This window comes from Pedobacter sp. AC163 (assembly GCF_979258665.1).
The window spans coordinates 4,899,463-4,921,175 of the sequence record NZ_OZ409872.1; the positions used below are offsets into that span (position 1 = coordinate 4,899,463).

General features: G+C 37.5%; 20 protein-coding genes. 13 read left to right on the forward strand and 7 right to left on the reverse strand.

Annotated elements, in window-relative coordinates:
* Window positions 1–35 precede the first annotated feature (35 nt).
* Window positions 36–821 (reverse strand): LytR/AlgR family response regulator transcription factor, encoded by a 786-nt coding sequence (locus tag ACZZZK_RS21205; RefSeq protein ID WP_463485867.1) that lies wholly within the window; start codon window positions 819–821, stop codon window positions 36–38.
* A gap of 123 nt (window positions 822–944) precedes the next feature.
* On the opposite strand from ACZZZK_RS21205, the gene ACZZZK_RS21210 reads away from it, so the two are divergent.
* A complete protein-coding gene (locus ACZZZK_RS21210) occupies window positions 945–1,667 on the forward strand; it encodes a ferritin-like domain-containing protein (protein ID WP_265800293.1) in 723 nt (240 codons plus the stop codon).
* Window positions 1,668–1,684: 17 nt separating this feature from the next.
* The gene (locus ACZZZK_RS21215; RefSeq protein ID WP_463485868.1) at window positions 1,685–2,545 is read left to right on the forward strand and encodes a ferritin-like domain-containing protein; all 861 of its coding nucleotides are present in this window, start codon (window positions 1,685–1,687) and stop codon (window positions 2,543–2,545) included.
* A 177-nt stretch (window positions 2,546–2,722) separates the two neighbouring features.
* On the opposite strand, the gene ACZZZK_RS21220 is transcribed toward ACZZZK_RS21215, so the two are convergent.
* Together ACZZZK_RS21220 and ACZZZK_RS21225 are read right to left on the reverse strand one after the other, a co-directional pair.
* On the reverse strand, window positions 2,723–2,899 hold the full coding sequence (locus tag ACZZZK_RS21220) for a hypothetical protein (protein ID WP_463485869.1): 177 nt from the start codon (window positions 2,897–2,899) through the stop codon (window positions 2,723–2,725).
* Between the two features lie 135 nt (window positions 2,900–3,034).
* Entirely contained in the window at window positions 3,035–4,159 is a 1,125-nt protein-coding gene (locus tag ACZZZK_RS21225) for a CofH family radical SAM protein (protein ID WP_463485870.1), read from the reverse strand.
* A 175-nt stretch (window positions 4,160–4,334) separates the two neighbouring features.
* Here ACZZZK_RS21225 and ACZZZK_RS21230 point away from each other — a divergent pair, with 175 nt between their 5' ends.
* Complete coding sequence (locus tag ACZZZK_RS21230; protein WP_463485871.1) at window positions 4,335–5,579, forward strand: M16 family metallopeptidase; 1,245 nt, start codon at window positions 4,335–4,337, stop codon at window positions 5,577–5,579.
* Window positions 5,572–6,843 (forward strand): M16 family metallopeptidase, encoded by a 1,272-nt coding sequence (locus tag ACZZZK_RS21235; RefSeq protein ID WP_463485872.1) that lies wholly within the window; start codon window positions 5,572–5,574, stop codon window positions 6,841–6,843. Before ACZZZK_RS21230 ends, ACZZZK_RS21235 begins: the two co-directional genes overlap by 8 nt.
* Window positions 6,844–6,887: 44 nt before the next feature.
* Here the strand turns inward: ACZZZK_RS21235 and ppnP are convergent, their stop codons facing one another.
* The gene (gene ppnP / locus ACZZZK_RS21240; RefSeq protein WP_463485873.1) at window positions 6,888–7,169 is read right to left on the reverse strand and encodes a pyrimidine/purine nucleoside phosphorylase; all 282 of its coding nucleotides are present in this window, start codon (window positions 7,167–7,169) and stop codon (window positions 6,888–6,890) included.
* Between the two features lie 178 nt (window positions 7,170–7,347).
* On the opposite strand from ppnP, the gene guaB reads away from it, so the two are divergent.
* Window positions 7,348–8,817 carry an IMP dehydrogenase gene (guaB, locus tag ACZZZK_RS21245; RefSeq protein ID WP_463485874.1) on the forward strand — a complete coding sequence of 490 codons (1,470 nt, stop codon included), beginning with the start codon at window positions 7,348–7,350 and terminating at the stop codon, window positions 8,815–8,817.
* Between the two features lie 472 nt (window positions 8,818–9,289).
* Here guaB and ACZZZK_RS21250 read toward each other — a convergent pair whose 3' ends face one another.
* Window positions 9,290–9,700, reverse strand: a complete 411-nt coding sequence (locus ACZZZK_RS21250) for a hypothetical protein (protein ID WP_463485875.1) — start codon at window positions 9,698–9,700, stop codon at window positions 9,290–9,292.
* Between the two features lie 296 nt (window positions 9,701–9,996).
* Here ACZZZK_RS21250 and ACZZZK_RS21255 point away from each other — a divergent pair, with 296 nt between their 5' ends.
* The 3 genes from ACZZZK_RS21255 to ACZZZK_RS21265 all read left to right on the forward strand — a co-directional run bounded on the left by ACZZZK_RS21255 (window position 9,997) and on the right by ACZZZK_RS21265 (window position 14,198).
* Window positions 9,997–12,576: a TonB-dependent receptor gene (locus tag ACZZZK_RS21255; RefSeq protein WP_463485876.1), complete on the forward strand. Its 2,580-nt coding sequence runs from the start codon at window positions 9,997–9,999 to the stop codon at window positions 12,574–12,576.
* A gap of 497 nt (window positions 12,577–13,073) precedes the next feature.
* Complete coding sequence (locus tag ACZZZK_RS21260; RefSeq protein WP_463485877.1) at window positions 13,074–13,667, forward strand: LOG family protein; 594 nt, start codon at window positions 13,074–13,076, stop codon at window positions 13,665–13,667.
* A 69-nt stretch (window positions 13,668–13,736) separates the two neighbouring features.
* Complete coding sequence (locus tag ACZZZK_RS21265) at window positions 13,737–14,198, forward strand: MaoC family dehydratase (RefSeq protein WP_463485878.1); 462 nt, start codon at window positions 13,737–13,739, stop codon at window positions 14,196–14,198.
* A 162-nt stretch (window positions 14,199–14,360) separates the two neighbouring features.
* Here ACZZZK_RS21265 and ACZZZK_RS21270 read toward each other — a convergent pair whose 3' ends face one another.
* Window positions 14,361–15,428 (reverse strand): hypothetical protein, encoded by a 1,068-nt coding sequence (locus ACZZZK_RS21270; RefSeq protein WP_463485879.1) that lies wholly within the window; start codon window positions 15,426–15,428, stop codon window positions 14,361–14,363.
* Between the two features lie 300 nt (window positions 15,429–15,728).
* Window positions 15,729–16,172 carry a DUF2721 domain-containing protein gene (locus tag ACZZZK_RS21275; protein WP_463485880.1) on the reverse strand — a complete coding sequence of 148 codons (444 nt, stop codon included), beginning with the start codon at window positions 16,170–16,172 and terminating at the stop codon, window positions 15,729–15,731.
* A gap of 490 nt (window positions 16,173–16,662) precedes the next feature.
* On the opposite strand from ACZZZK_RS21275, the gene ACZZZK_RS21280 reads away from it, so the two are divergent.
* From ACZZZK_RS21280 to trxB, 5 genes are all read left to right on the forward strand, one after another.
* On the forward strand, window positions 16,663–18,291 hold the full coding sequence (locus ACZZZK_RS21280; protein WP_463485881.1) for an acyl-CoA carboxylase subunit beta: 1,629 nt from the start codon (window positions 16,663–16,665) through the stop codon (window positions 18,289–18,291).
* Window positions 18,292–18,344: 53 nt separating this feature from the next.
* Entirely contained in the window at window positions 18,345–18,725 is a 381-nt protein-coding gene (locus tag ACZZZK_RS21285) for a DUF3060 domain-containing protein (RefSeq protein WP_463485882.1), read from the forward strand.
* Window positions 18,726–18,781: 56 nt separating this feature from the next.
* Window positions 18,782–19,945, forward strand: a complete 1,164-nt coding sequence (locus ACZZZK_RS21290) for a dipeptidase (RefSeq protein WP_463485883.1) — start codon at window positions 18,782–18,784, stop codon at window positions 19,943–19,945.
* A gap of 54 nt (window positions 19,946–19,999) precedes the next feature.
* Window positions 20,000–20,638: a putative polyvalent protein kinase domain-containing protein gene (locus tag ACZZZK_RS21295; protein WP_463485884.1), complete on the forward strand. Its 639-nt coding sequence runs from the start codon at window positions 20,000–20,002 to the stop codon at window positions 20,636–20,638.
* Between the two features lie 114 nt (window positions 20,639–20,752).
* The gene (gene trxB / locus ACZZZK_RS21300; protein WP_265800317.1) at window positions 20,753–21,709 is read left to right on the forward strand and encodes a thioredoxin-disulfide reductase; all 957 of its coding nucleotides are present in this window, start codon (window positions 20,753–20,755) and stop codon (window positions 21,707–21,709) included.
* Window positions 21,710–21,713 lie beyond the last annotated feature (4 nt).

Sequence of the window (21,713 nt, forward strand, 5' to 3'; positions counted from 1 at the left end):
CCTTTGAGACTAGATTAGATGCTATTTTAGTTGATTTAGTGATCACTTCCAGCTTTTGTAAATGATTTTATCTTATCAAAAAAATCGCTCGCCCTTCTTCTGGAGATATTAATACTTTCGCCATTTTTTAAAAAAACCTGCAAACCATTTTTCGAATTGTATTCTTTTAAGTGATTTAAATTGATAATGTTCGATTTATGGACCCTAACAAATTGTTCGGTTGGTAACAATTCTTCGAATTCTCTCAATACCTTCGAAACAGTAATTTTTTCTTGATTGCTTAAATGAACGATAGAATAATTGCTATCGGCCTCAATGTAAATAATATCATCTACATCTATCATTTTAAAGCCCTGCCCATAAGGGAGGGTAAGTTTTCTAATGTCCGATCTGGAAGTTAAGGTAGAAGCCAGATTATTAATTCGTTCATCATTTTCATTTCGATTTTTAAAAAGCTTAATGTGTTGCGATACCTTATCAACGGCAGTCTTAAGTTCGTCGATATCTATAGGCTTTAACAAATAATCAAGGGCATTCGCCTTAATAGCTTTTAAAGCATACTGATCGTATGCGGTAGTAAAAATAACAGCAGCATTTTGCTTTTGTGCAGCGGGTATTAAATCGAAACCGTTGCCACCTGGCATGGCGATATCGAGAAAAATGAGATCGATATTATGACTTGCCAAAATATCCTGTGCTTCGGCTACAGATCTGGCTATCCCGGTAATTTCTACCTCGGCACAATTTTGCTGAAGCAAAAAAAACAGTGAAGAACGTGCAAACTCCTCATCATCAACAATAATGGCTTTTAGTACTGTCATAATTATAGGTTTGTGAATGTATCAAAATCGATCAATAAAAAAAAATGTAAAAACAAAAAACCGAGGATAGAATTGTCACGTATGTATCATCAACGAATTTAAAAAACCCTAAACATAGTCACTATGAAAAACAATGAACTAGAAACAAAAAGTGAACTTCAAGAGGAAAGTTTATTAAAAAGCACTGTTGGTAGGAGAGGTTTCCTTCAATATGCTGGTGCAAGTGCAGCAGCCTTAGCTTTAGTAGCTGCTGGCTGTAGAAAAGACCGTAACTACACCGATCCTGTAGCAGGTGTAACCCTTGATTTTAAAGATGATTTTGGTGTATTAAATTATGCTTACGCTTTAGAGCAATTAGAGGCTGCGTTTTACATCCAGGTTGCTAACTCAAATCCATCAGGTTTTACTGCAGCACAGAAAGCATATTTTCAAGATGTACAATTCCATGAAATTGCACACAGAGAATTCTTTAAAAAAGCATTAAGTACAGCGGCAATTGGTAGTTTAGAAGTAAACTTCTCAGCAGTAGATTTTACAAGTGGTGCTAGCGTTTTAGCTACAGCAAAAACATTTGAAGATTTAGGCGTAGCAGCATATAACGGTGCTGGAGTAAGATTAAAAGATACTGGTTTCTTGGTAATCGCTGGTCAGATTGTTTCGGTTGAAGCTCGCCACGCGGCATACGTAAGAGATCAGATTTCTAACGGTACGTTTGCTGATTTAGGTACATTAACCGCATTCGGCGCTGTAGATGCAAACGGATTAGATGGAGCATTAACTCCAGATAAAGTATTGCCATTAGCTGCTCCATTCATTAAAACAAAAATTAACGTTATCAACCTATAATCTTAAACTCAGAAATCATGAATATCATAAATATATTAGACGAAATTGAAAAAGTTGATGGAGAGATCTATGAAAGATTAAATCCACGTAGAGCAGCAATGAAGAGTTTCTTCAACGTTGGAAAGAAAATTTCTTTGGCAGCTTTACCATTGGCTTTAGGTTCTATGTTTCAAAAAGCTTATGGTCAATCGAACCCAGCAAATGTTACAGAAGTATTAAACTTTGCTTTGGCTTTAGAGCATTTAGAATATAATTTTTATAACAGAGCTTTGTTAAGCACAGGGTTAATCCCAGCAGGTGCTGCAACAGGAGCAATCACTACTATTCGTGCTCATGAGTTAGCTCACGTAAACTTATTGAGAAGTGCTATTACAGGGGCTGGAGGTACGCCTATCGCCTTAACAGAAGCTAACTTTGATTTTACAGCTGGAAATACTTTCGGTGATGTTTTCACAAATTATGGAACATTCTTAAAAGTTGCCACAGCTTTCGAAGATACAGGTGTAAGAGCTTACAAAGGTCAGGCGCCGGTTTTGAAAGGTATGCCAGTGTTAACAACTGCATTACAAATTCACTCAGTAGAGGCTCGTCACGCTTCTCACTTACGCCAGATGACAGCAGCGTTTTTAAATGTTCCGTTGAAACCATGGGTAGGTTTAGGTGCTAACGGTGTCTCAAACGATACTGGTGTTCCTCAAGTAGATCCGGTTTATGCTCGTGAAAATAACACAGTTCAAGCTAACATCGAAATTACAGGTATTAATGGAACTGCTGTTACTAGAGCTGCAGCAGCAGAATCTTTCGATGAGTTTTTAACAGGTGCTGAAGTTAAAACAATTGCAAACTTGTTCCTTAGAACAGGTTCGAAATTAACCTAAGCCAAAATAGAATTTACATTATTGATTAGGTAATGTTTAGTTTAAGGTAGGGAGGCAGAACTGAGTTCTGTTTCCCTTTATTTTTGATCAGGATTCTTGAGGATTTAAGGATGATAAGATCAAAGTCTTCCTCAAATTTTAAATTGGAAAATCAGGGTTCTGTTTTTCCAATTTAAGTTAGTCCTGCTTTGCATTACAATCTTTTTGGCTGTCCTTCGCTGCGCTCAGAGTACAACAAAAAAGGATTTCCATTCCAATCAGGTTTAAAAAACTCTCGTCAGTACGCTTCCACTTAACCTGTTCAGCATGGAGCAAAATAAAAGCCTCCATTTTTATGAAAGCTTTGTTTGTCATTTAAGTAAATTTGGTATTTGATTGCATAGTTCACTATTCAATCTATAAAATCAATTTGCTTTAGTTTCCTAAAGTCTAGCTTCGCAATTACTGATCTAAAAACCATTCAATAATCTTCACATTCACTAATTTATCCTAATAAGTGATTACCTGTTCTTCCAAATGTTCTGGTAAATCGCGGTAATTATATTTTTGTCCTCGTAATTGCGGTTCAAAGCCTGCAGCCTTTATTGATTGTTGAATACCATTTGCCGTAAAACGATGCGGTGCACCAGCAGCAGAAACTACATTTTCTTCAATCATAATTGAACCAAAGTCGTTTGCGCCGGCATGTAAACAAAGTTGTGCAGTTGCTTTACCCACTGTTAACCAGCTTGCCTGAATATTTTTAACGTTTGGCAACATGATTCTGCTTAAAGCAATCATCCGGATATATTCATCGGCAGTTACATTATTGCTTATGCCACGTAAACGTTTCAATAAAGTTCCATCATCCTGGAATGGCCATGGAATGAATGCCAGAAAACCATTGGCATCAGCAGGTTTTTCACTCTGTACCTGGCGAATCCAAACCAAATGTTCAAAGCGCTCTTCAATGGTTTCGACATGTCCGAACATCATCGTTGCCGATGTGGTTATATCCAACTGATGGCAAGCCCTCATCACATCAAGCCATTCCTGGCCACCGCATTTTCCTTTAGAAATTAACCTGCGTACACGGTCGTTTAAAATTTCCGCACCAGCACCCGGCAATGAATCCATGCCAGCATCTTTTAAGGTTTGCAAAACCTCGGTATGCGAAATCCCTTCTAATTTTGCAACATGTGCAATCTCAGGCGGGCCCAATGCATGAAGTTTTAAATCAGGGTATAATTCTTTTAACTTTCTGAAAAGATCAGCGTAAAAGGCCAGGCCCAAATCGGGGTGATGCCCACCTTGCAAAAGCAGTTGATCGCCACCTAAACGGAAAGTTTCCTCAATCTTGACTTTATATGTTTCAATGTCAGTAATGTAGCTCTCCTCATGGCCAGGTCGGCGAAAGAAATTACAGAATTTACAATTAGCAATACACACATTAGTAGTATTTACATTTCGGTCTATTTGCCAGGTAACTTTACCACTCGGAACTTGAATTTTTCTTAGCTCATTTGCTACAAAAATCAACGATGCAGTATCTGCATTGTGGTATAAAAAAACACCTTCCTCTTGGCTTAAAAAATCAAAATGCAAGGCCCTTTGCAGTAAATCGGCTGTATTCATAGCACAAAGATAGTCAAAAGTCCTAAGTCGAAAGTCGAAAGTCGTCAGTCTTTAGTCAAAGATTTTAAGGTCGAAATAAACTATCGTTAATCCCTTTAACATTATGTCTTCCATCTTACATTTTCCATCTTACATTTTACCCTAAAAGTATATCTTTACGATTCTAAAAAATTATATGGTAGATTTTAATCGTTTTACACTTGCTAATGGGTTAAAGGTTTTGGTTCATGAAGATCCAACAACTCCAATGGCAGTTCTAAATATTTTATATGATGTTGGCGCTCGTGATGAAAGTCCGGAAAAAACTGGTTTCGCACACTTATTTGAGCATTTGATGTTCGGCGGTTCTATCAATATTCCGAATTATGATGAGCCTTTGCAAAGAGTAGGAGGTGAAAATAATGCTTTCACCAGTAACGACATTACCAATTATTACATCACTTTGCCGGCTGAAAATATTGAAACAGCTTTTTGGCTGGAAAGCGACCGTATGTTAAGCCTGGCTTTTTCAGAAAAGAGCTTAGATACACAGCGTAACGTAGTGAGTGAGGAGTTTAAACAGCGTTATTTAAATCAGCCTTATGGCGATGTTTGGTTAAAACTTCGTCCACTGGCTTATAAAAAACATTCGTACCGTTGGGCAACGATTGGAAAGGATCTTTCGCACATCGAAAATGCTACGATGGAAGACGTTAAGGCATTTTTTAAGAAACATTATACGCCACAGAACGCCATTTTAGTAGTAGGTGGAAATGTGAAAACCGAAGATGTTAAAAAACTGGCTGAAAAATGGTTTGAGCCCATCCCGGCAGGAGAAAAATACGAGCGTGATCTAGTTCAGGAAGATCCTCAAATCGAAGAAAGAACTGAAACTGTTAAAGCCAATGTGCCTTTGAATGCTATCTACATGGGTTTTAAAATGCCTGGTCGTTTAGATCCAGATTATTATGCTTTCGATTTGTTATCAGATATTATGTCTAGAGGGCAATCTTCACGATTGTACAATAGCTTATTAAAAGAGCAAAAGTTATTCAGCGATATCAATGCTTATATATCAAGCAGTCTTGATCCTGGCTTATTTGTTGTGGAAGGGAAATTGGTGGAAGGCATCACAACTGAACAGGCAGAACAGGCAATTTGGAAAGAGCTCGATCAGTTGAAGGCAGAACTGGTAACTGATAACGAACTTACTAAAGTGAAAAATAAGGTCGAATCTGTTCTTGTATTTTCAGAGATGAGTTTATTGGATAAAGCGATGAATCTTGCTTACTATGAACTGCTTGGCGATGCAGCTTTATTGAATAAAGAAGCTGGCGAATTCTTAAAAGTTACTGCTGAAGATATCCAACGTATTTCAAATAATACCTTCAAAAAAGAATCATCATCTACCTTGTACTATTTAACTGAAAATAATGCTTAACAGACAACAGGCGCCTGATTTTAAGCAGGTATCAACCATAAATATTATCCAGCCACAGCAGAAAAAGCTGCAGAATGATGTTCCCGTTTACATCGTATATTCGGGCGAGCAAGATTTAGTACGTATTGAATTCATATTTAACAATGTGAATTGGAATGTGGAAAAACCATTGCAGGCTATTGCTGTAAGTGCAATGTTGAATAACGGAACCAGCAAACTTTCATCAAAAGAAATAGCCGAACAAATTGATTTTTATGGCGCATTTTTCCAAACCGAATATGCTCAGGATCAATCTACGGTAACACTTTATACCTTAAACAAGCACTTGGCTTCGGTTCTTCCAATCGTTAAAGATGTATTGAGTGATAGTCAATTTCCACAAAAGGAACTTGACATTTATATTCAAAACCAAAAGCAAAAAATGCAGGTAAACTTGCAGAAGAACGATATTTTATCTCGGAAGGAATTTGCTCATGCCTTATTTGGAGACACTGCTTATGGTGTCGATATCCAGGCAAAACATTACGACGAGCTGAAAAGGGATGATCTGGTTGAATACTTTAAAGCGGCATATACGCCAAATAATTGTACGATAGTGGTATCAGGAAAGTTTGATGAAGCGAGTTTCGACTTGCTGAACCAACAATTTGGAAATAACTGGGATAAAAGTGATTCAATTACGAATAAATTAACATTTGCAAACTCAATTAATCAATCGGTTTACCGGGAAAGACCTGAAGCTATACAGTCGGCCATTCGGATTGGTAAAATAGCAGTTAACCGTACGCATGAAGATTTCCCTGGGTTGCAGATTTTAAACACAGTTTTGGGTGGGTATTTTGGTTCTCGTTTAATGAACAACATTAGGGAAGATAAGGGTTATACCTATGGCATCGGATCAGGAATATCATCTTTACAGGATGCCGGGTACTTTTTCATCGCGACAGAAGTTGGCGCTGAGGTTTGTGCAGATGCATTGGTGGAAATTTATAAAGAGATAGATTTGCTAAAAAATGAGTTAATTGGCGAAGAGGAACTCGATTTAGTGAAAAACTATATGCTGGGCTCCATGCTGGGTAGTTTAGAGAATATTTTTTCTCATGCTGATAAGTTTAAGAATATCTACTTTTTCGGTTTAGATTACGATTATTATGATCGCTACATCGCGAAAGTAAAAAGTATAACTGCCGAAGAAATAAAAGATTTAGCCAACAAATATTTGAACACCAGCGAGTTTACAGAGGTAGTAATCGGGAAGAAATAGTTATTAAAAAAAGGAAGTCAGGCTTGTTACCTGACTTTCTTTTTTTATCGATATTGACAAAGGTAGGCGGTTTGAACAAGTGTTTTAACAGAAAATGACGAGTTGGCCGGAACAGTGAAATGCGAACCTTTCTCAAAAGTTTTCCATTCCATTTCGTGGGGTAAATGTACAGTTAATGTTCCCTCAATAACATACATTACTTCTAACTGTGCGGTTCCAAATGTATATTCACCAGCGTTGATTACTCCAACGGTTAATTTTCCTTCTCCGGTTTCATAACCTAAAGATTTTACATTTCCTTCAAAATAGGTGTTTTCTGTTATCATATCTGGGGCTTTAGAATAATATGCAATTATAACAAAGCAATTGAACAAACTGTAAATCTCCAAAAAAATTTCATTTGTCACCCCAGCTCAATATTTACCAATTTCTATATTTGCCCTTTGATTTTCCTGGCTTTTTTGTATCTTTGCCTGGCAAATAATAAATCGTAATTTATTTGCTATGCAACTCGACTCCACAAAATTTATTGCTACAGGTTTGACTTATGACGACGTACTTTTGGTACCCGCATATTCAGAAATTCTGCCTCGTGATGTTAATACAGCCACTTTCTTAACCAAAAAAATTAAGCTTAACGTTCCATTGATTTCTGCAGCCATGGATACGGTCACAGAAGCTGAGCTTGCCATTGCCATTGCGCAAAATGGGGGGATTGGTATGTTGCACAAAAACATGACGATCGACAGACAAGCGGAAGAGGTGAGAAAAGTTAAAAGATCGGAAAGCGGAATGATTCAGGATCCGGTTACCTTATTGGAAACTGCGGTAGTTGCTGATGCTTTCAAGATCATGAAAGAACATAAAATTGGTGGCATTCCGGTAGTAAGTAGCGATAATAAACTAGTAGGCATTATTACCAATCGCGATTTACGCTTTCAAAAAGACATGGCAAGACCAATTGCCGAGGTAATGACCAAAGAAAATCTAATTACTGCTCCGGAAGGAACAAATTTAGTTCAAGCGGAAGAAATTCTTCAAAATTACAAGATTGAAAAATTACCTGTTGTTTCGAACGATGGCTACTTAAGTGGATTAATTACTTTTAAAGATATTTCTAAAGTTAAGAACTATCCTGCTGCTTGTAAAGATGATCGCGGCCGCTTACGTGTTGGTGCTGCAGTTGGCGTAACAGCCGATACCTTACAACGTGTTGATGCATTGGTTCACGCAGGCGTTGATGTGATCACAATTGATACGGCTCACGGCCACTCTAAAGGTGTAGTGGATAAATTAAAAGAAGTTAAAGCAAAATATCCAGATTTACAGGTGATCGTTGGTAACATTGCAACGGGTGCTGCCGCTAAATTCTTAGCTGATGCTGGTGCTGATGCTGTTAAAGTTGGTATTGGTCCGGGTTCTATTTGTACCACCAGAATTATTGCCGGTGTTGGTGTTCCGCAATTATACGCGGTTTATGAATGTGCTAAAGCATTAAAAGGTACAGGTGTTCCGGTTATCGCTGATGGAGGTATTAAACACACAGGTGATATTGCCAAAGCCATTGCGTCTGGCGCAAGTACGGTAATGGCGGGTTCTTTATTCGCGGGAGTAGAAGAATCGCCAGGTGAAACCATTATTTATGAAGGACGTAAGTTTAAATCTTACCGTGGAATGGGTTCTATCGAAGCAATGGAACAAGGTTCGAAAGATCGTTATTTCCAGGATGTAGAAGATGATATTAAAAAACTCGTTCCTGAAGGAATTGTTGGTCGAGTACCATTTAAAGGAACTTTAGCCGAAGTGATGTATCAATACATCGGCGGTTTACGTGCCAGTATGGGTTACTGTGGTGCAGCAAGTATCGAAGCTTTACAAGAAGCACAATTTGTTCAAATTACGGCAGCAGGTATGCGTGAAAGTCACCCGCATGATATCACGATTACTAAGGAAGCACCGAATTATACGAGGTAATTTTTAGTTCGGAGTCTTTAGTCCGGAGTCGGAAGTCAAGAATCCACAGACATAATACAAAGCAGGGCGTCGTTTATGATAGCCCTGCTTTTTTTTGGTGCTTATATGAAAATTATTAGTCATTGCGAGGGTTAATTTTTCATAAAAACATATTTGCGTCAACAGGATTAGTTTGTTGGTTGCTTAGTTTTTTCGCACATTCCGTCATTTCGAAATGCGCCCTTCGCGATTGAGAAATCTTTCTTCGGGATGAATTTGTTAAATGAAATTGGCACAGCCATGAAAAACGGCTTCGCTTCGCGGTTAAGAAATCTTTCTTATTAAAATGCCTTTTACAATAGCTGTGCACATTTTACAAGAACGGTCGTTATTGCGAAGCCGAGCTTGTGCGAGGTGAAGCATCTTTATTAGCTAAATAGATTGCTTGTCCCGATTTTTCGGGAAAGCAATCTTAAAGCACTAAATATTAAGATTAAGTGCAGATTTTTGATAACATCGGCTTATTTGAATTTAATTTTCTAACCGAAATAATCGAAATTAATATTCCAAAACCAAGGAAGAAAAAGCTTTGATCTAATGGGCATTCAACCATTGTGAAAGTTCCAATTATTCCTGGCGTGGTACTGTTTCCCGGACAATTACCATTACCAACTAAATTTCCATTACAAACTTCGCAGGGAAGTCCCGATGTTGGAGCCCATGAACAATAATTATTTGATAATGAAACACCTGAATTTTTGTCGTAGATAGTTTTAGGAACATTCGTATATACAATATTGCGAGATTCAATTAAGCAACCAGCAGCTGATCCTTGAGCAAAGCAATAATTATTTGCAAATGCTAATATAATTATCAAAAAAAATAATAAACTAAATTTTCCCACAATTTAAATGATTTGTGGGATGCGAAAAACAATAGGATTTGACTTTCTAAATATACAAGATTTTAAACGCTTTGTGAAAAATCCTCCTGCTTAAATAAATAAACAAAATAAAATTTGGCAAATACTTTTTTTTAATATATTTGTCGACTAAATCTATAGGATTTATATATTTTAATATGAAGCAAGCAAAAAACGTCAAATGTAGTTGTTGTTATAGCCACCAAACCATCACATTCAACTATTTCCGAAAGGATAACTAAAAGATAAAATCTAACCCAAAACACATTAATACAATCATGAAACGAAGTTTACTATTCATTTTTTCTTTAATACTTTCAGCCTCTGCTGTACTCGCTCAAAATACAGTAAAAGGAATTGTAAAAGGGGGCAACGGTACTACAATACCTGGAGCTACTATCACCGTACGTGGTACTAAAATTGCCACGGTTACAGATACAAATGGTGCTTTTACGATCGATGCCAAACAACAACCTCCATTTTACATCCGGGTAAGCTATGTGGGTTACAAGCCTCAGGATTTTCAGGTTTTGCAGCTGCAGGAAACGCCAATTGAGCTGATTTTGGTTGAAGATACCCAGCTTGACGAAATCGTAGTAACCTCCAGACGGCGCTCGGAAGTTTTACAGGATGTGCCGATTCCAATTACCGTTATTGGCGGTCAGGCAGCAGAAAATGCTGGTGCTTTCAACGTCAACCGCTTAAAAGAGTTGGTTCCATCAGTTCAATTGTATGCCTCAAATGCCCGTAATACCACATTAAATATTCGTGGTTTAGGTTCAACTTTTGGCTTAACTAACGATGGTATCGACCCCGGTGTAGGCTTTTATGTTGATGGTGTTTACCATGCCCGACCAGCTGCAACCTCAACCGATTTTCTTGACATTGAACAAATTGAAGTAATCCGCGGTCCGCAGGGAACGCTCTTTGGAAAGAACACCACTGCTGGCGCTTTTAATATTACCACAACAAAACCCACACAAACCCCAACAGCTAAAGTAGAAATGAGTGTGGGTAATTATAATTTTATCCAGGCCAAAACATCAGTTTCCGGTGGTGTGGCAAAAAATCTTGCTGCAAAAATCTCCATTTCTGGAACGCAACGCGATGGTACCATTTGGAATTCCAGGGAAGAACGCCGTTACAGCGGACAAAATAACCTCGGTTTTAAAGGGCAGCTTTACTTTACGCCATCAGATCGGTTGAAAATTCTTTTAAGTGGAGATGTGAGCGTTCAGCATCCGGCAGGCTATCCATTGGTAATTGTTGGTGTTACGCCAACCGAAAGAAGTGCTTACCGTCAGTACGCCCGAATAGTTTCTGATTTGGGCTACCAACAACCTAAAATAGATCCATTTTCAAGAGAAATCAATACCAATACGCCATGGAGACATAATCAATCAATAGGTGGAATCTCCTTAAACGTAGATTATAAAATTGGCGGCGGAACCTTAACTTCCACCACAGCATGGAGATTCTGGAACTGGGATCCAACAAACGATAGAGATTTTTCTGAATTATCAGCCTTGACAAAATCACAAGGAAATTCGCGTCACGATCAGTATTCACAAGAAATTAGATATGCCGGTAACATCAGCGAAAAACTAAGTGGAGTGGTTGGCGTATTTTTATTGGGTCAAAACTTACAGGGGTTGGGCCAAACAGAAGAAGTTGGCAAAGACCAATGGAGATTTGTACAAACTGCCAGTACAGGCGCACAGGCACTCTATTCTACACCTGGATTGTTAGATGGTTTTGGAATCAGAACAAACTCCACCATCAAATCGTTAAGTGCAGCGGTTTTCGGTCAGGTGGATTGGGAAGTGCTTAAAAATCTGCATGTTTTACCAGGCCTTAGGTTTACTTATGATAAAAAAGATGTTGATTATGACAGAAACACTTACGGTGGTTTGCAAACAACTGATGCCGCTTTGTTATCGCTGAAATCAGCAGTTTACAGCAATCAGCAATTTAATACCAGTACCAATAACAACAATTTGTCTGGAAATATTACAGTTTCCTATCGTCCTACACCAAAATTAAATGTTTACGGAACTTTTTCTACCGCTTATAAACCAGTTGGGGTAAATGTGGGTGGCTTGCCAACAGCTTCCAACGGTCAGGCCGATTTGAGTTTGGCAGTTGTTAAACCTGAATATGTAGAACACTACGAACTGGGTCTGAAAACAAAGCCATTTAAAGGTGCAATTTTAAATGTAACCGCTTTCAACACCGATATAAAAGATTATCAAACCAATGTCCAATCACCGCAGTTAGGCGTAAACAGAGGATATTTAGCGAATGCTGAAAAGGTAAATGTTAAGGGTTTGGAGATTGATGGAACCTATCAGTTAGAGCGATTTTTAACTTTAAACGCTGCATTGGCGTACCTGGATGGTAAATATGTAAGTTTCACTAATGCGCCACTACCTTTAGAAGAAACCGGCCACACCGAAACTATAAATGGTGTTGCTACACAGGTTGCATTTAAAGATGCATCTGGTGGCAGGTTGCCAGGAATCTCCAAATGGAATGTTTCTGGTGGTGCAGAATTGAGTACGCCAGGTAATTTGGCTACCAAACCTGGTCGCTATTTTATTGCTGGAGATGCAAGCTACCGCTCCACTTATTCTTCAAATCCAACACCTTCAAGTGTGTTAAATGTTCAGGGATATTCATTGCTTAATGCCAGGTTAGGGTTTAGATCAGAAAAGTTTTCTGTTTTTGTGTGGAGCAGAAACATTGCCAATATAAACTATTTCGAGCAATTGCAGGCTGCGGCAGGTAACTCTGGTTTATACGCTGGGGTGCTCGGCGACCCAAGAACTTATGGCGCAACCTTTCGTTATAGCTTTTAACGTTCTCTGTTATATTTGGTTGAAGGCGTCGGCATTGTCCGGCGCTTTTTTTTGTTTTGGAGAGCAGGCTTTGGTACTATTCGGTTACGGCAATCCTGCTGTACGTTCAATCTTTTTGTGATTGCTGTCATACTGAGGTACGAAGTATCCCTGCTTGCAGCAGGCAAGTGTTTCATCGGTTGCAGATGCTTCGTGCCTCAGCATGACAGAAAATTCAGGGTTGCTGCTAACAAAAAGTATTTCACTTCCATCAGGTCTATTTTACGTTGGTCAGTGTTCCTTTTGCCAGCCAAAGTGCCTAAACCTTATAAAGCGGAAAGCCCACAGCCCCGATTTTTTTTCGGGGCGAGGACTTGAAGTGATAGAAGGGCAAACTTTAAAATAAACTTCTGCAACTGCTTTCCAAATCTTTTAAAAAATGAATGTTAACCATCTTGTGCAGAATTAAAATTTACAGAAAGCCGATAAAATCTTAACTTCGAAAAATTTTAATCCAAATGAATAAGCTTAAAGCAGTTTGCGTGTATTGTGGCTCAAACTTTAATGGCGATCCGGAATTGCGGAATGCGATAAAACAACTGGCGGATGTTTTGGTGAAACAAGACATTAAGATGGTTTACGGTGGTGGGAGCGTAGGCGTAATGGGTGTAATAGCAGATGATGTGTTACAATCAGGTGGTTCGGTTACTGGAGTTATTCCTCAATTTTTGATGGATAAAGAAGTTGGACATAAAGGCGTAACGGAAATGATTATCACCGAAAATATGCATCAGCGTAAACAAAAAATGGCTGATTTAAGTGATGGATTTATCATTTTACCAGGTGGATTTGGTACGCTTGAAGAATTTTTTGAAGTTTTAACCTGGTTACAGCTAGGCTTGCACAATAAACCCATTGGCGTTTTAAATGTAGGTGGTTTTTACGATCCATTATTTGCGCAAATGGAAATGATGGTGAAAAGCAGATTTTTAAAACCAGCAAACCGTGATTTGGTTTTTAACGAAGCAGATGCAGAAACTTTGGTTAATAAAATGGACGAGTTTTCTGCTATTCCGGATGAAGTTTGGTTTAAAGACAGAAACTTAACTTAAGAAGATTATAACATACATTAAACAATTTTGAACCGCTCTCGCTAAAACGCAGGGCTAAAATATTTTCCAATGCAGATCATTACTTCACACGCAGAGTTTGAACAACATTTAGGTAAAGAGCTTGGTGTATCATCTTGGCATACCATTACTCAGGACCAAATTAACAAGTTTGCCGATGCTACTTTAGATTATCAATGGATTCATACTGATGAGGAGAAAGCAAAAAACGAAGGTCCGTTTGGAGGTACCATTGCACATGGATATTTAACACTTTCATTAATCCCATTTCTATGGAAAGAGATTGTTGATATTCAAAATTTAAAAATGGAAATTAACTATGGCATCGAAAGTTTGAAATTTGCACAACCTGTATTGGTGAACAGTAAAATCCGGTTAAAAGCTAAATTAGCTTCAATTGTAAATTTGCGAGGAGTTACAAAAGTGCATATGGGAATAGAGATGGAAATAGAAGGGCAAAAAAAACCTGCTTTTACTGGCGAAGTTGTTTTCTTATATCATTTTATCGGTTAAAGAATATTAGTTATACAAAGGATAAGTTAGAAAGCTTATCCTTTTTTGTTTTTTATCTGCGTTCTGAGTACTAATATTTTATAGCTGTTTTATTGCTGTTAGTTCAAATTACCTTTCGACCAAAATTTTATGGCTTTGTTAGAAATAAATAAAAGCTATAAGTTATTTAATTGGCCTGTATAATTTTAAATCTAAATCCATAAATTGGTTTTTGCTGTTTTGAATATAGATATAGGATTTTTTCCTATTTGTATTAATTATTTCAATAGAGGCAATAATGTTTGGATTGTGGGAATACTCATCCTTATTGTAATTGTAGTCTAAATGTTCTGAGCTAGCATAAACTAAAAAATCGAAATCATTTTTTATTGATGGTTTTATTTTCCACTTCATGGTAGTTAAGTCCATTAATCCTTTCTGTTTCCCAATTTCTAAAATTGCATAACCAAATTCTTGAGCGTAGTATTCCCATGTTGAAGAGTTATTAAAAGTTTCATTCAATCTTTGTCCGCTTAAAAGCGACCTGAAAATATATTCATTTTCATTTGTGCTAACCCAAAACCATACATCCTTTTCATTGTTGTAACTCTGCTTTTTTGTTGGATATCCTTTTAATTTTTCAAAATTTTTAATTGCTACCCCGTGTTGATTTATCACGGAGTAATATTGGCCTGTATCCTCATTAAAATAGGTAATTGCATAATTTTCACCATTAGCTTTAAAAATATCTATAATTCGTGGTTCACTTTTTTGTTCATTGTAAAATTTCGGATTAAAGTAGGTTAAACTTCCTTTATCATCTACTTCGAAACCCGAAATTTCTGGTTTAATAAATTTTTTAAATGCTGGCTTTACTTGGTTTGGTGCCATCGCCATTGTTGGGATATAAACACTTTTTTCTAAATTTAAAATGCGGTACTCAATTCCACTACCATAAATTTTTCCATTACAGCCATCTTCACCTTTTTGCTCAAAACTATAGCTGAAATTAATATGTGGATGGAAAAAATATGCTTCATTCATTATGGGCGCAGTTAAAATTTTCTTAGTCGTTCTATGAAAATAACCCCAACGGCCTTCTTTTTTATCCATATACGGAATTAAATCTTTAGAATTGTATTTTTTTATTTTATCAACTAAAAGTGTTTGAACCTTTTCTTCGCAAGAAAAAGTTTGTGCGTTTGCATATAAGCAAAAAAGTAAAAAAGCTGAAGTAAAAAGATTTTTCATCAAATGTATATAAGTAAATTATCTAGGATGAAAATTTAGGCTTAGCCAAATAGGGAAGGCGAACTTTACTGAAAATATAGACGAAAATAGCAAAATTTATTTCATTTTAGAATAGCATTCGTAATGCTAATTCATTAATCAGATTTGATTTTCGTCTAGTTATCAGCAATTAAATGATAATAAAAAGTATTTTTTTTTTGAAATTTATAAGGTCTGTAGCTATATCCATTCTGGTATTTGTAATTATTGTATTTCGGGTAAATTTTAAAATTGCCTTACTTTTTACATCTGACTTTAGTTTCAATCTTTCTTAAATTTCTTTTTGATCAATCCACCTAGAGATTCACCTTCTAAATCTTCCAAGGTACTCAGTTCGAGTTCTAGTGCTTTTGTACTGATCTGAATTTCGATTAAAGAAATAATCAGCGATATCATGAAGAATATCAAGCTTAAAGCAAAAAGAATTTCTGCAACAATATTCCATTCGAGATAAATAAAGAACATGCAAAAAAGGCAAAGACAAAAACTTAAAACGCCAAAAGCCTGCATGTTTTTAATAAGCTTTAACCGGTAGCGCAAATTTTTGATTTGGTTTTGCAAACCGATATTTTTCTCACTTTCTTCGTATTTTGCTTTTAAACTTCTCACCAGGGCAGCCAGTGCTAAAAAGCGATTGGTATAGGCCAACATGATTAAGCTAATGGCAGGAAATAATAATGCCGGGATATTTACGGTGAGTTCCATTTATTGAGATTTATCCAAAAATATTATTTTAATTGGATATCTGTTTGTTTAACCGCAAAGGACACAAGGTTTTTCGCGAAGAACACAAGCCCAATTGCCAAAGGCCATTGTTTCCCTTTCTTAAAGGAGAGGGATTGCTACACCAGAACAATTATTACTGACTTTGATAGGGTGAGGTTTTATATTTCCCTTCGCCTATTTCTCTATTCTTTTTTTTCTGTTTGTTTGACCGCAAAGGGCACAAGTTTTCGCAAAGAACACAAGCCCAATTGCTACAGGCCATTGTTTCCCTCTCTTCAAGGAGAGGGATTGCTACACCAGAACAATTACTACTAACTTTGATAGGGTGAGGTTTTATATTTCGAGGTCAATATTTTCTTCGTACCATTCTATGCCTTCTTTGCGTACTCGGTATTTAATATTCGCCCCTATAGACTAGAAACCATTTCAGTCTTCTCTATATTTCTGAAAATAAATTTAAATTGCCACCATGGATATCGAATTCAACAAAAACGAGGATGTAAATAAACAGCTGGTTTACGAGCTTAAAACCAAACTCAAAAAGATTTATCAAGGTGGTGGCGAAAAAAACGCGGCTAAACAAAAAGAGAAAGGGAAGTTATTGGCCCGGGAGCGCATTGCTTATCTTATTGATAAAGATTCTGATTTCCTGGAAATTGGTGCCTTCACCGCTGATGGAATGTATCAAGAGCAAGGCGGTTGTCCATCTGCAGGGGTTGTTTGTGGTATTGGTTATGTGAGCGGTCGCCAATGTATGATTGTTGCTAACGATGCCACGGTGAAAGCCGGCGCCTGGTTTCCGATGACAGCTAAAAAAAATCTTCGGGCTCAGGAAATTGCCATGGAAAATCGTTTGCCTGTAATTTATTTAGTTGATAGTGCGGGTGTGTATTTGCCCATGCAAGATGAAATTTTTCCTGATAAAGAACACTTCGGCAGAATGTTCCGAAATAATGCAATGATGTCGGCCGAAGGGATTGTACAAATCTCCGCCATTATGGGCGCTTGTGTTGCCGGTGGTGCATACCTACCTATTATGAGTGATGAAGCCATGATTGTTGATAAAACAGGATCGGTATTTTTGGCCGGATCTTATTTGGTTAAATCTGCGATAGGAGAAGAAGTCGACAATGAAACCTTAGGCGGTGCGACCACACACTGCGAAATTTCTGGGGTTACGGATTACAAACATCCCAATGATCAGGCCTGTTTGGATAGTATCCGAAACATCATGAGCATGTTGGGTGCACCTCAAAATGCCGGTTTCGATAGGATTAAGCCTGCTAAACCGAAAGCCAAAGAAGAAGAGTTGTACGGGATTATTCCTGAAAACAGAGATAAACAATATGAGATAATGGATATCATCAACCGTTTGGTTGATGATTCTGAATTTGAGGAATATAAGCAGGGCTACGGACAAAGTATCGTTTGTGGTTTGGGCCGTATCGATGGTTGGGCAGTTGGAATAGTGGCCAATCAGCGCAAGGTTGTTAAATCTAAAAAGGGAGAGATGCAGTTTGGGGGCGTAATTTATTCTGACAGTGCAGATAAGGCAAGCCGCTTTATCATGAATTGTAACCAAAAGAAAATTCCATTGGTGTTTTTACAGGATGTAACCGGTTTCATGGTTGGCAGTCGATCAGAGCATGGCGGAATTATCAAAGACGGTGCTAAAATGGTAAATGCAGTGGCCAATTCAGTTGTGCCAAAATTCACTATCGTAATGGGAAATTCTTATGGAGCTGGCAATTATGCTATGTGTGGAAAAGCCTACGATCCAAGATTAATTTATGCCTGGCCGACGGCCAAAATTGCGGTAATGGGCGGTGCACAGGCGGCTAAAACGTTGTTGCAAATTCAAGAGGCTTCGTTAAAAGCAAAAGGAGAAGTGATAACGCCAGAACGAGAAGCGGAGATGTTGAAAGAAATTACTGACAAATATGATAGTCAGACTACGCCATATTATGCAGCATCCCGACTTTGGGTAGATGGGATTATCGATCCTTTAGAAACCAGGAAAGTGATATCAATGGGCATTGAAGCTGCAAATCAGTCGCCAATAACCAAGCGTTTTAATGTTGGTGTGATCCAAACATAATATTCGTATGGTATGATATTTGGTGAGGATAAAGGAAATTAATCCAACCAAATATGAAAAATCTAAGGAAGATTGCCTGGCTATTTGTGCTTACGTTTTTATGTACAATGCCTCTAATTTCGCAAGCACAGACGACCAATAAGGAAACATCGGAAACGATAAATGTTGTCGGTAGCGGTATCACCAAAACAGTTGAAGCTACAGGAAATGAAAATATCAATATTTCCGGTAGTGATATCAATGTAACCATCATTGGGGCATGTAATACCATTACGGTTACTGGTGCAGCCATCAAAGTAAGGGCGCAAAGTGTAAGAACCATTAGGGTTCAAGGTGCAGATTCGGGCGTGGCATATAAATCAAGTCCAAATAAAAATGGAAAGGCAATTTCAAGTGTAACCGGGGCTGATGCTTACGTCACTAAAATTAAATAGCAAAATTAAGATTAGGCATTTGAATGATTAAAAGTTCAAATGCTTAATTTTAATTTATGAAAACCCTTTATTTCTTTCTCTTTTTTGTGCTGCTTCAAAGCAAAATCCTGGCACAAGTTTCAAATCAAATCCACCAGGAAGCCATCGTAATTGATACCCATGGTGATATTCTCTTCAATCAAATTAAATCAGGAATTGATATTGGTAAACTCCAGTCGAAAGGGAATTTCGATCTTATCCGTGCAAAAGACGGTGGTTTGGATGTTCAGTTTTTTTCTATTTGGTGTGATGAAACCGGGGGTTATGCACTCGCTAATCAAGAGTTAGATTCTCTTTACAGTTTAATTAAAAGATATCCAGAGAAAATTCAGTTGGTTAATACCGCCACTGATTTAGAAGCATCGGTGAAGCAACAAAAAATGGCTGCGATGATTGGTGTGGAAGGCGGACACATGATTGAAAACCGTTTAGATTATATCGATAGCCTGGCCAAACGTGGAATGGCTTATTTAACCTTAACATGGAACAATAGTACGCCATGGGCAAGCTCAGCAGCCGAAGAAACTTCTGGAAAAGTGAAACCAAAAAATGCTGGCTTGAATGCTTTTGGCAAGCAAGTGGTGAAAAGACTAAATAAACTAGGGGTAATGGTTGACCTATCTCACGTTGGCGAAAAAACTTTTTATGATGCCATCGAAGCCAGTTCCAGACCTGTAATTGTTTCCCACAGTTGTGCCTACAGTTTGAATCCTGTTCCACGAAATTTGAAAGATGAACAAATTAAGGCTGTCGGAAAAAATAAAGGCGTGATCTGCATTAATTTCTACAGCGGATTTTTAGATTCTACATTTAATAAAAACCAAAAGCTATTGTTAGCAAAATACGATCAGGAATTAAAAATTCTTTCCGCTAAATATGGAAGGAGCAGTGCTATCGATACGCTAATTTCGAACCATGGGGCTGATGCCGAAGCAATCCGGCCGCCAATTGCTTTAGTGGTGAAACACATCAACCATATTGTGAAACTAATTGGAGTAGATCATGTGGGTTTAGGTGCTGATTTTGATGGGGCAGAATCCTTTCCTTCAAGGATGAATAGTGTTGCTGACTATCCTAAAATTACTGCAGAGCTGATTAAAAATGGTTATTCGGAAAGTGAAATTAAGAAAATCCTTGGTGGAAATGTGATTCGATTAATTAGGGAGAACAAGGGAAGTTAGTTGAACGAACATCTTACATATGTGGGAAATTTCGTATCTTTAAATCATATTTTAATGAAAAATATTAAGGATGAATTACGAAATATCATTGTCGGCGATGGATCAGTTAGCGAAACAAGCCAACTCAAAAAAACGCAAAAGTTCCTTAGAAGATATGCGCAGACAGGCTTCAGAGCTAAAAAACAAAAGTATCTCAAAAGTGAAGAAGAAATCAGATTAATTGATTTCGCTATTAAAGAAAATCTCATCTATTCGAACGAAATTTCAGAAGATGAATTCATAAGCGCCGGAGCTGAACAAAGAGTTTATAGATATGACGACTGCAATGTCGTTAAACTGAACGACTCTGTTTTTTATGAACATTGGTTAGATTACTTCAACAGTTTACTTATTCACAATTATTTCTTTCAAGCGACAGCTTACAATTTTTTAGGTTTTAAATTAATAAATGAAAAGCTTTTCGCAGTAGTAAAGCAAGAATTTATAATTGCGAACGAACTTACAAACTTAACATCTGTTAAAAAATTTCTTTTATTCAATAATTTCGTAAATAACAGAAATCACGATTATATCAATAAAGATTTAGGAATTATTTTCGAAGATTTACACGATGAAAATGTGCTCTCGAATAATGGAATAGTATATTTTATCGATACAATTTTTTATCTCCAAGATAATTTTTATGAGGGGTGAAACATGGTATTTTCAATGTTAATAAGTAAACTATGTTGACAATGCGCATTTGCTAACGATTATTTAATGCGTTAAATTTGCATTACAATTAATGAATTTCAAACACACCATATAATGTCACAAGAAAACGAACACGTTCAGTGTTTAATTATAGGTTCTGGTCCGGCAGGATATACAGCAGCGATTTACGCAGCTAGAGCAGATTTAAAACCAATTATGTATACCGGTATGCAAGCCGGCGGTCAATTAACGCAAACCACTGATGTAGAAAACTTCCCTGGCTATCCGCAAGGAATTATGGGGCCAGAAATGATGGAAGATTTTCGCAAGCAGGCGGAGCGTTTCGGTACTGATATCCGTTTCGGTTATGTAAGTTCTGTTGATTTTTCTTCTGCTCCACACAAGGTCGTAATTGATGAAATCAAAACCATCACTGCCGATACCGTAATTATTGCTACAGGTGCAACTGCAAAATGGTTGGGTTTACCAAGCGAGCAACAATATAATGGATTTGGAGTTTCAGCTTGTGCCGTTTGCGATGGTTTCTTTTTCAAAGGCCAGGATGTTGCAATTGTAGGCGCCGGAGATACGGCTGCTGAAGAAGCTACATACTTAGCTAAACTTTGTAAAACTGTCCATTTATTGGTGCGTCGCGATGAGTTTAGAGCTTCAAAAACAATGGTGAGTCGTGTTTTAGCAACTCCAAATATCGTAGTACATTATAATACCGAAACACAAGAGATTTTGGGTAATGGTAAAAATGTAACCGCTGTAAAAGTGCTTAATAATCAAACCAGCGTAACTTCAGAAATTCCAGTTGAAGGTTTCTTCGTGGCCATTGGGCACAAACCAAATACCGATATTTTTAAAGGCCAGTTGGAAATGGACGAGACAGGTTATTTATTAACTAAACCAGGTTCTACATTAACGAATATTGAAGGTGTTTTCGCTTGTGGCGATGTTCAGGATATGTATTATCGCCAGGCAGTAACCGCTGCGGGTTCAGGCTGTATGGCTGCCCTAGATGCTGAGCGTTATCTTGCTGCTAAAGAACATCCGGTTGAGGCATAACCTC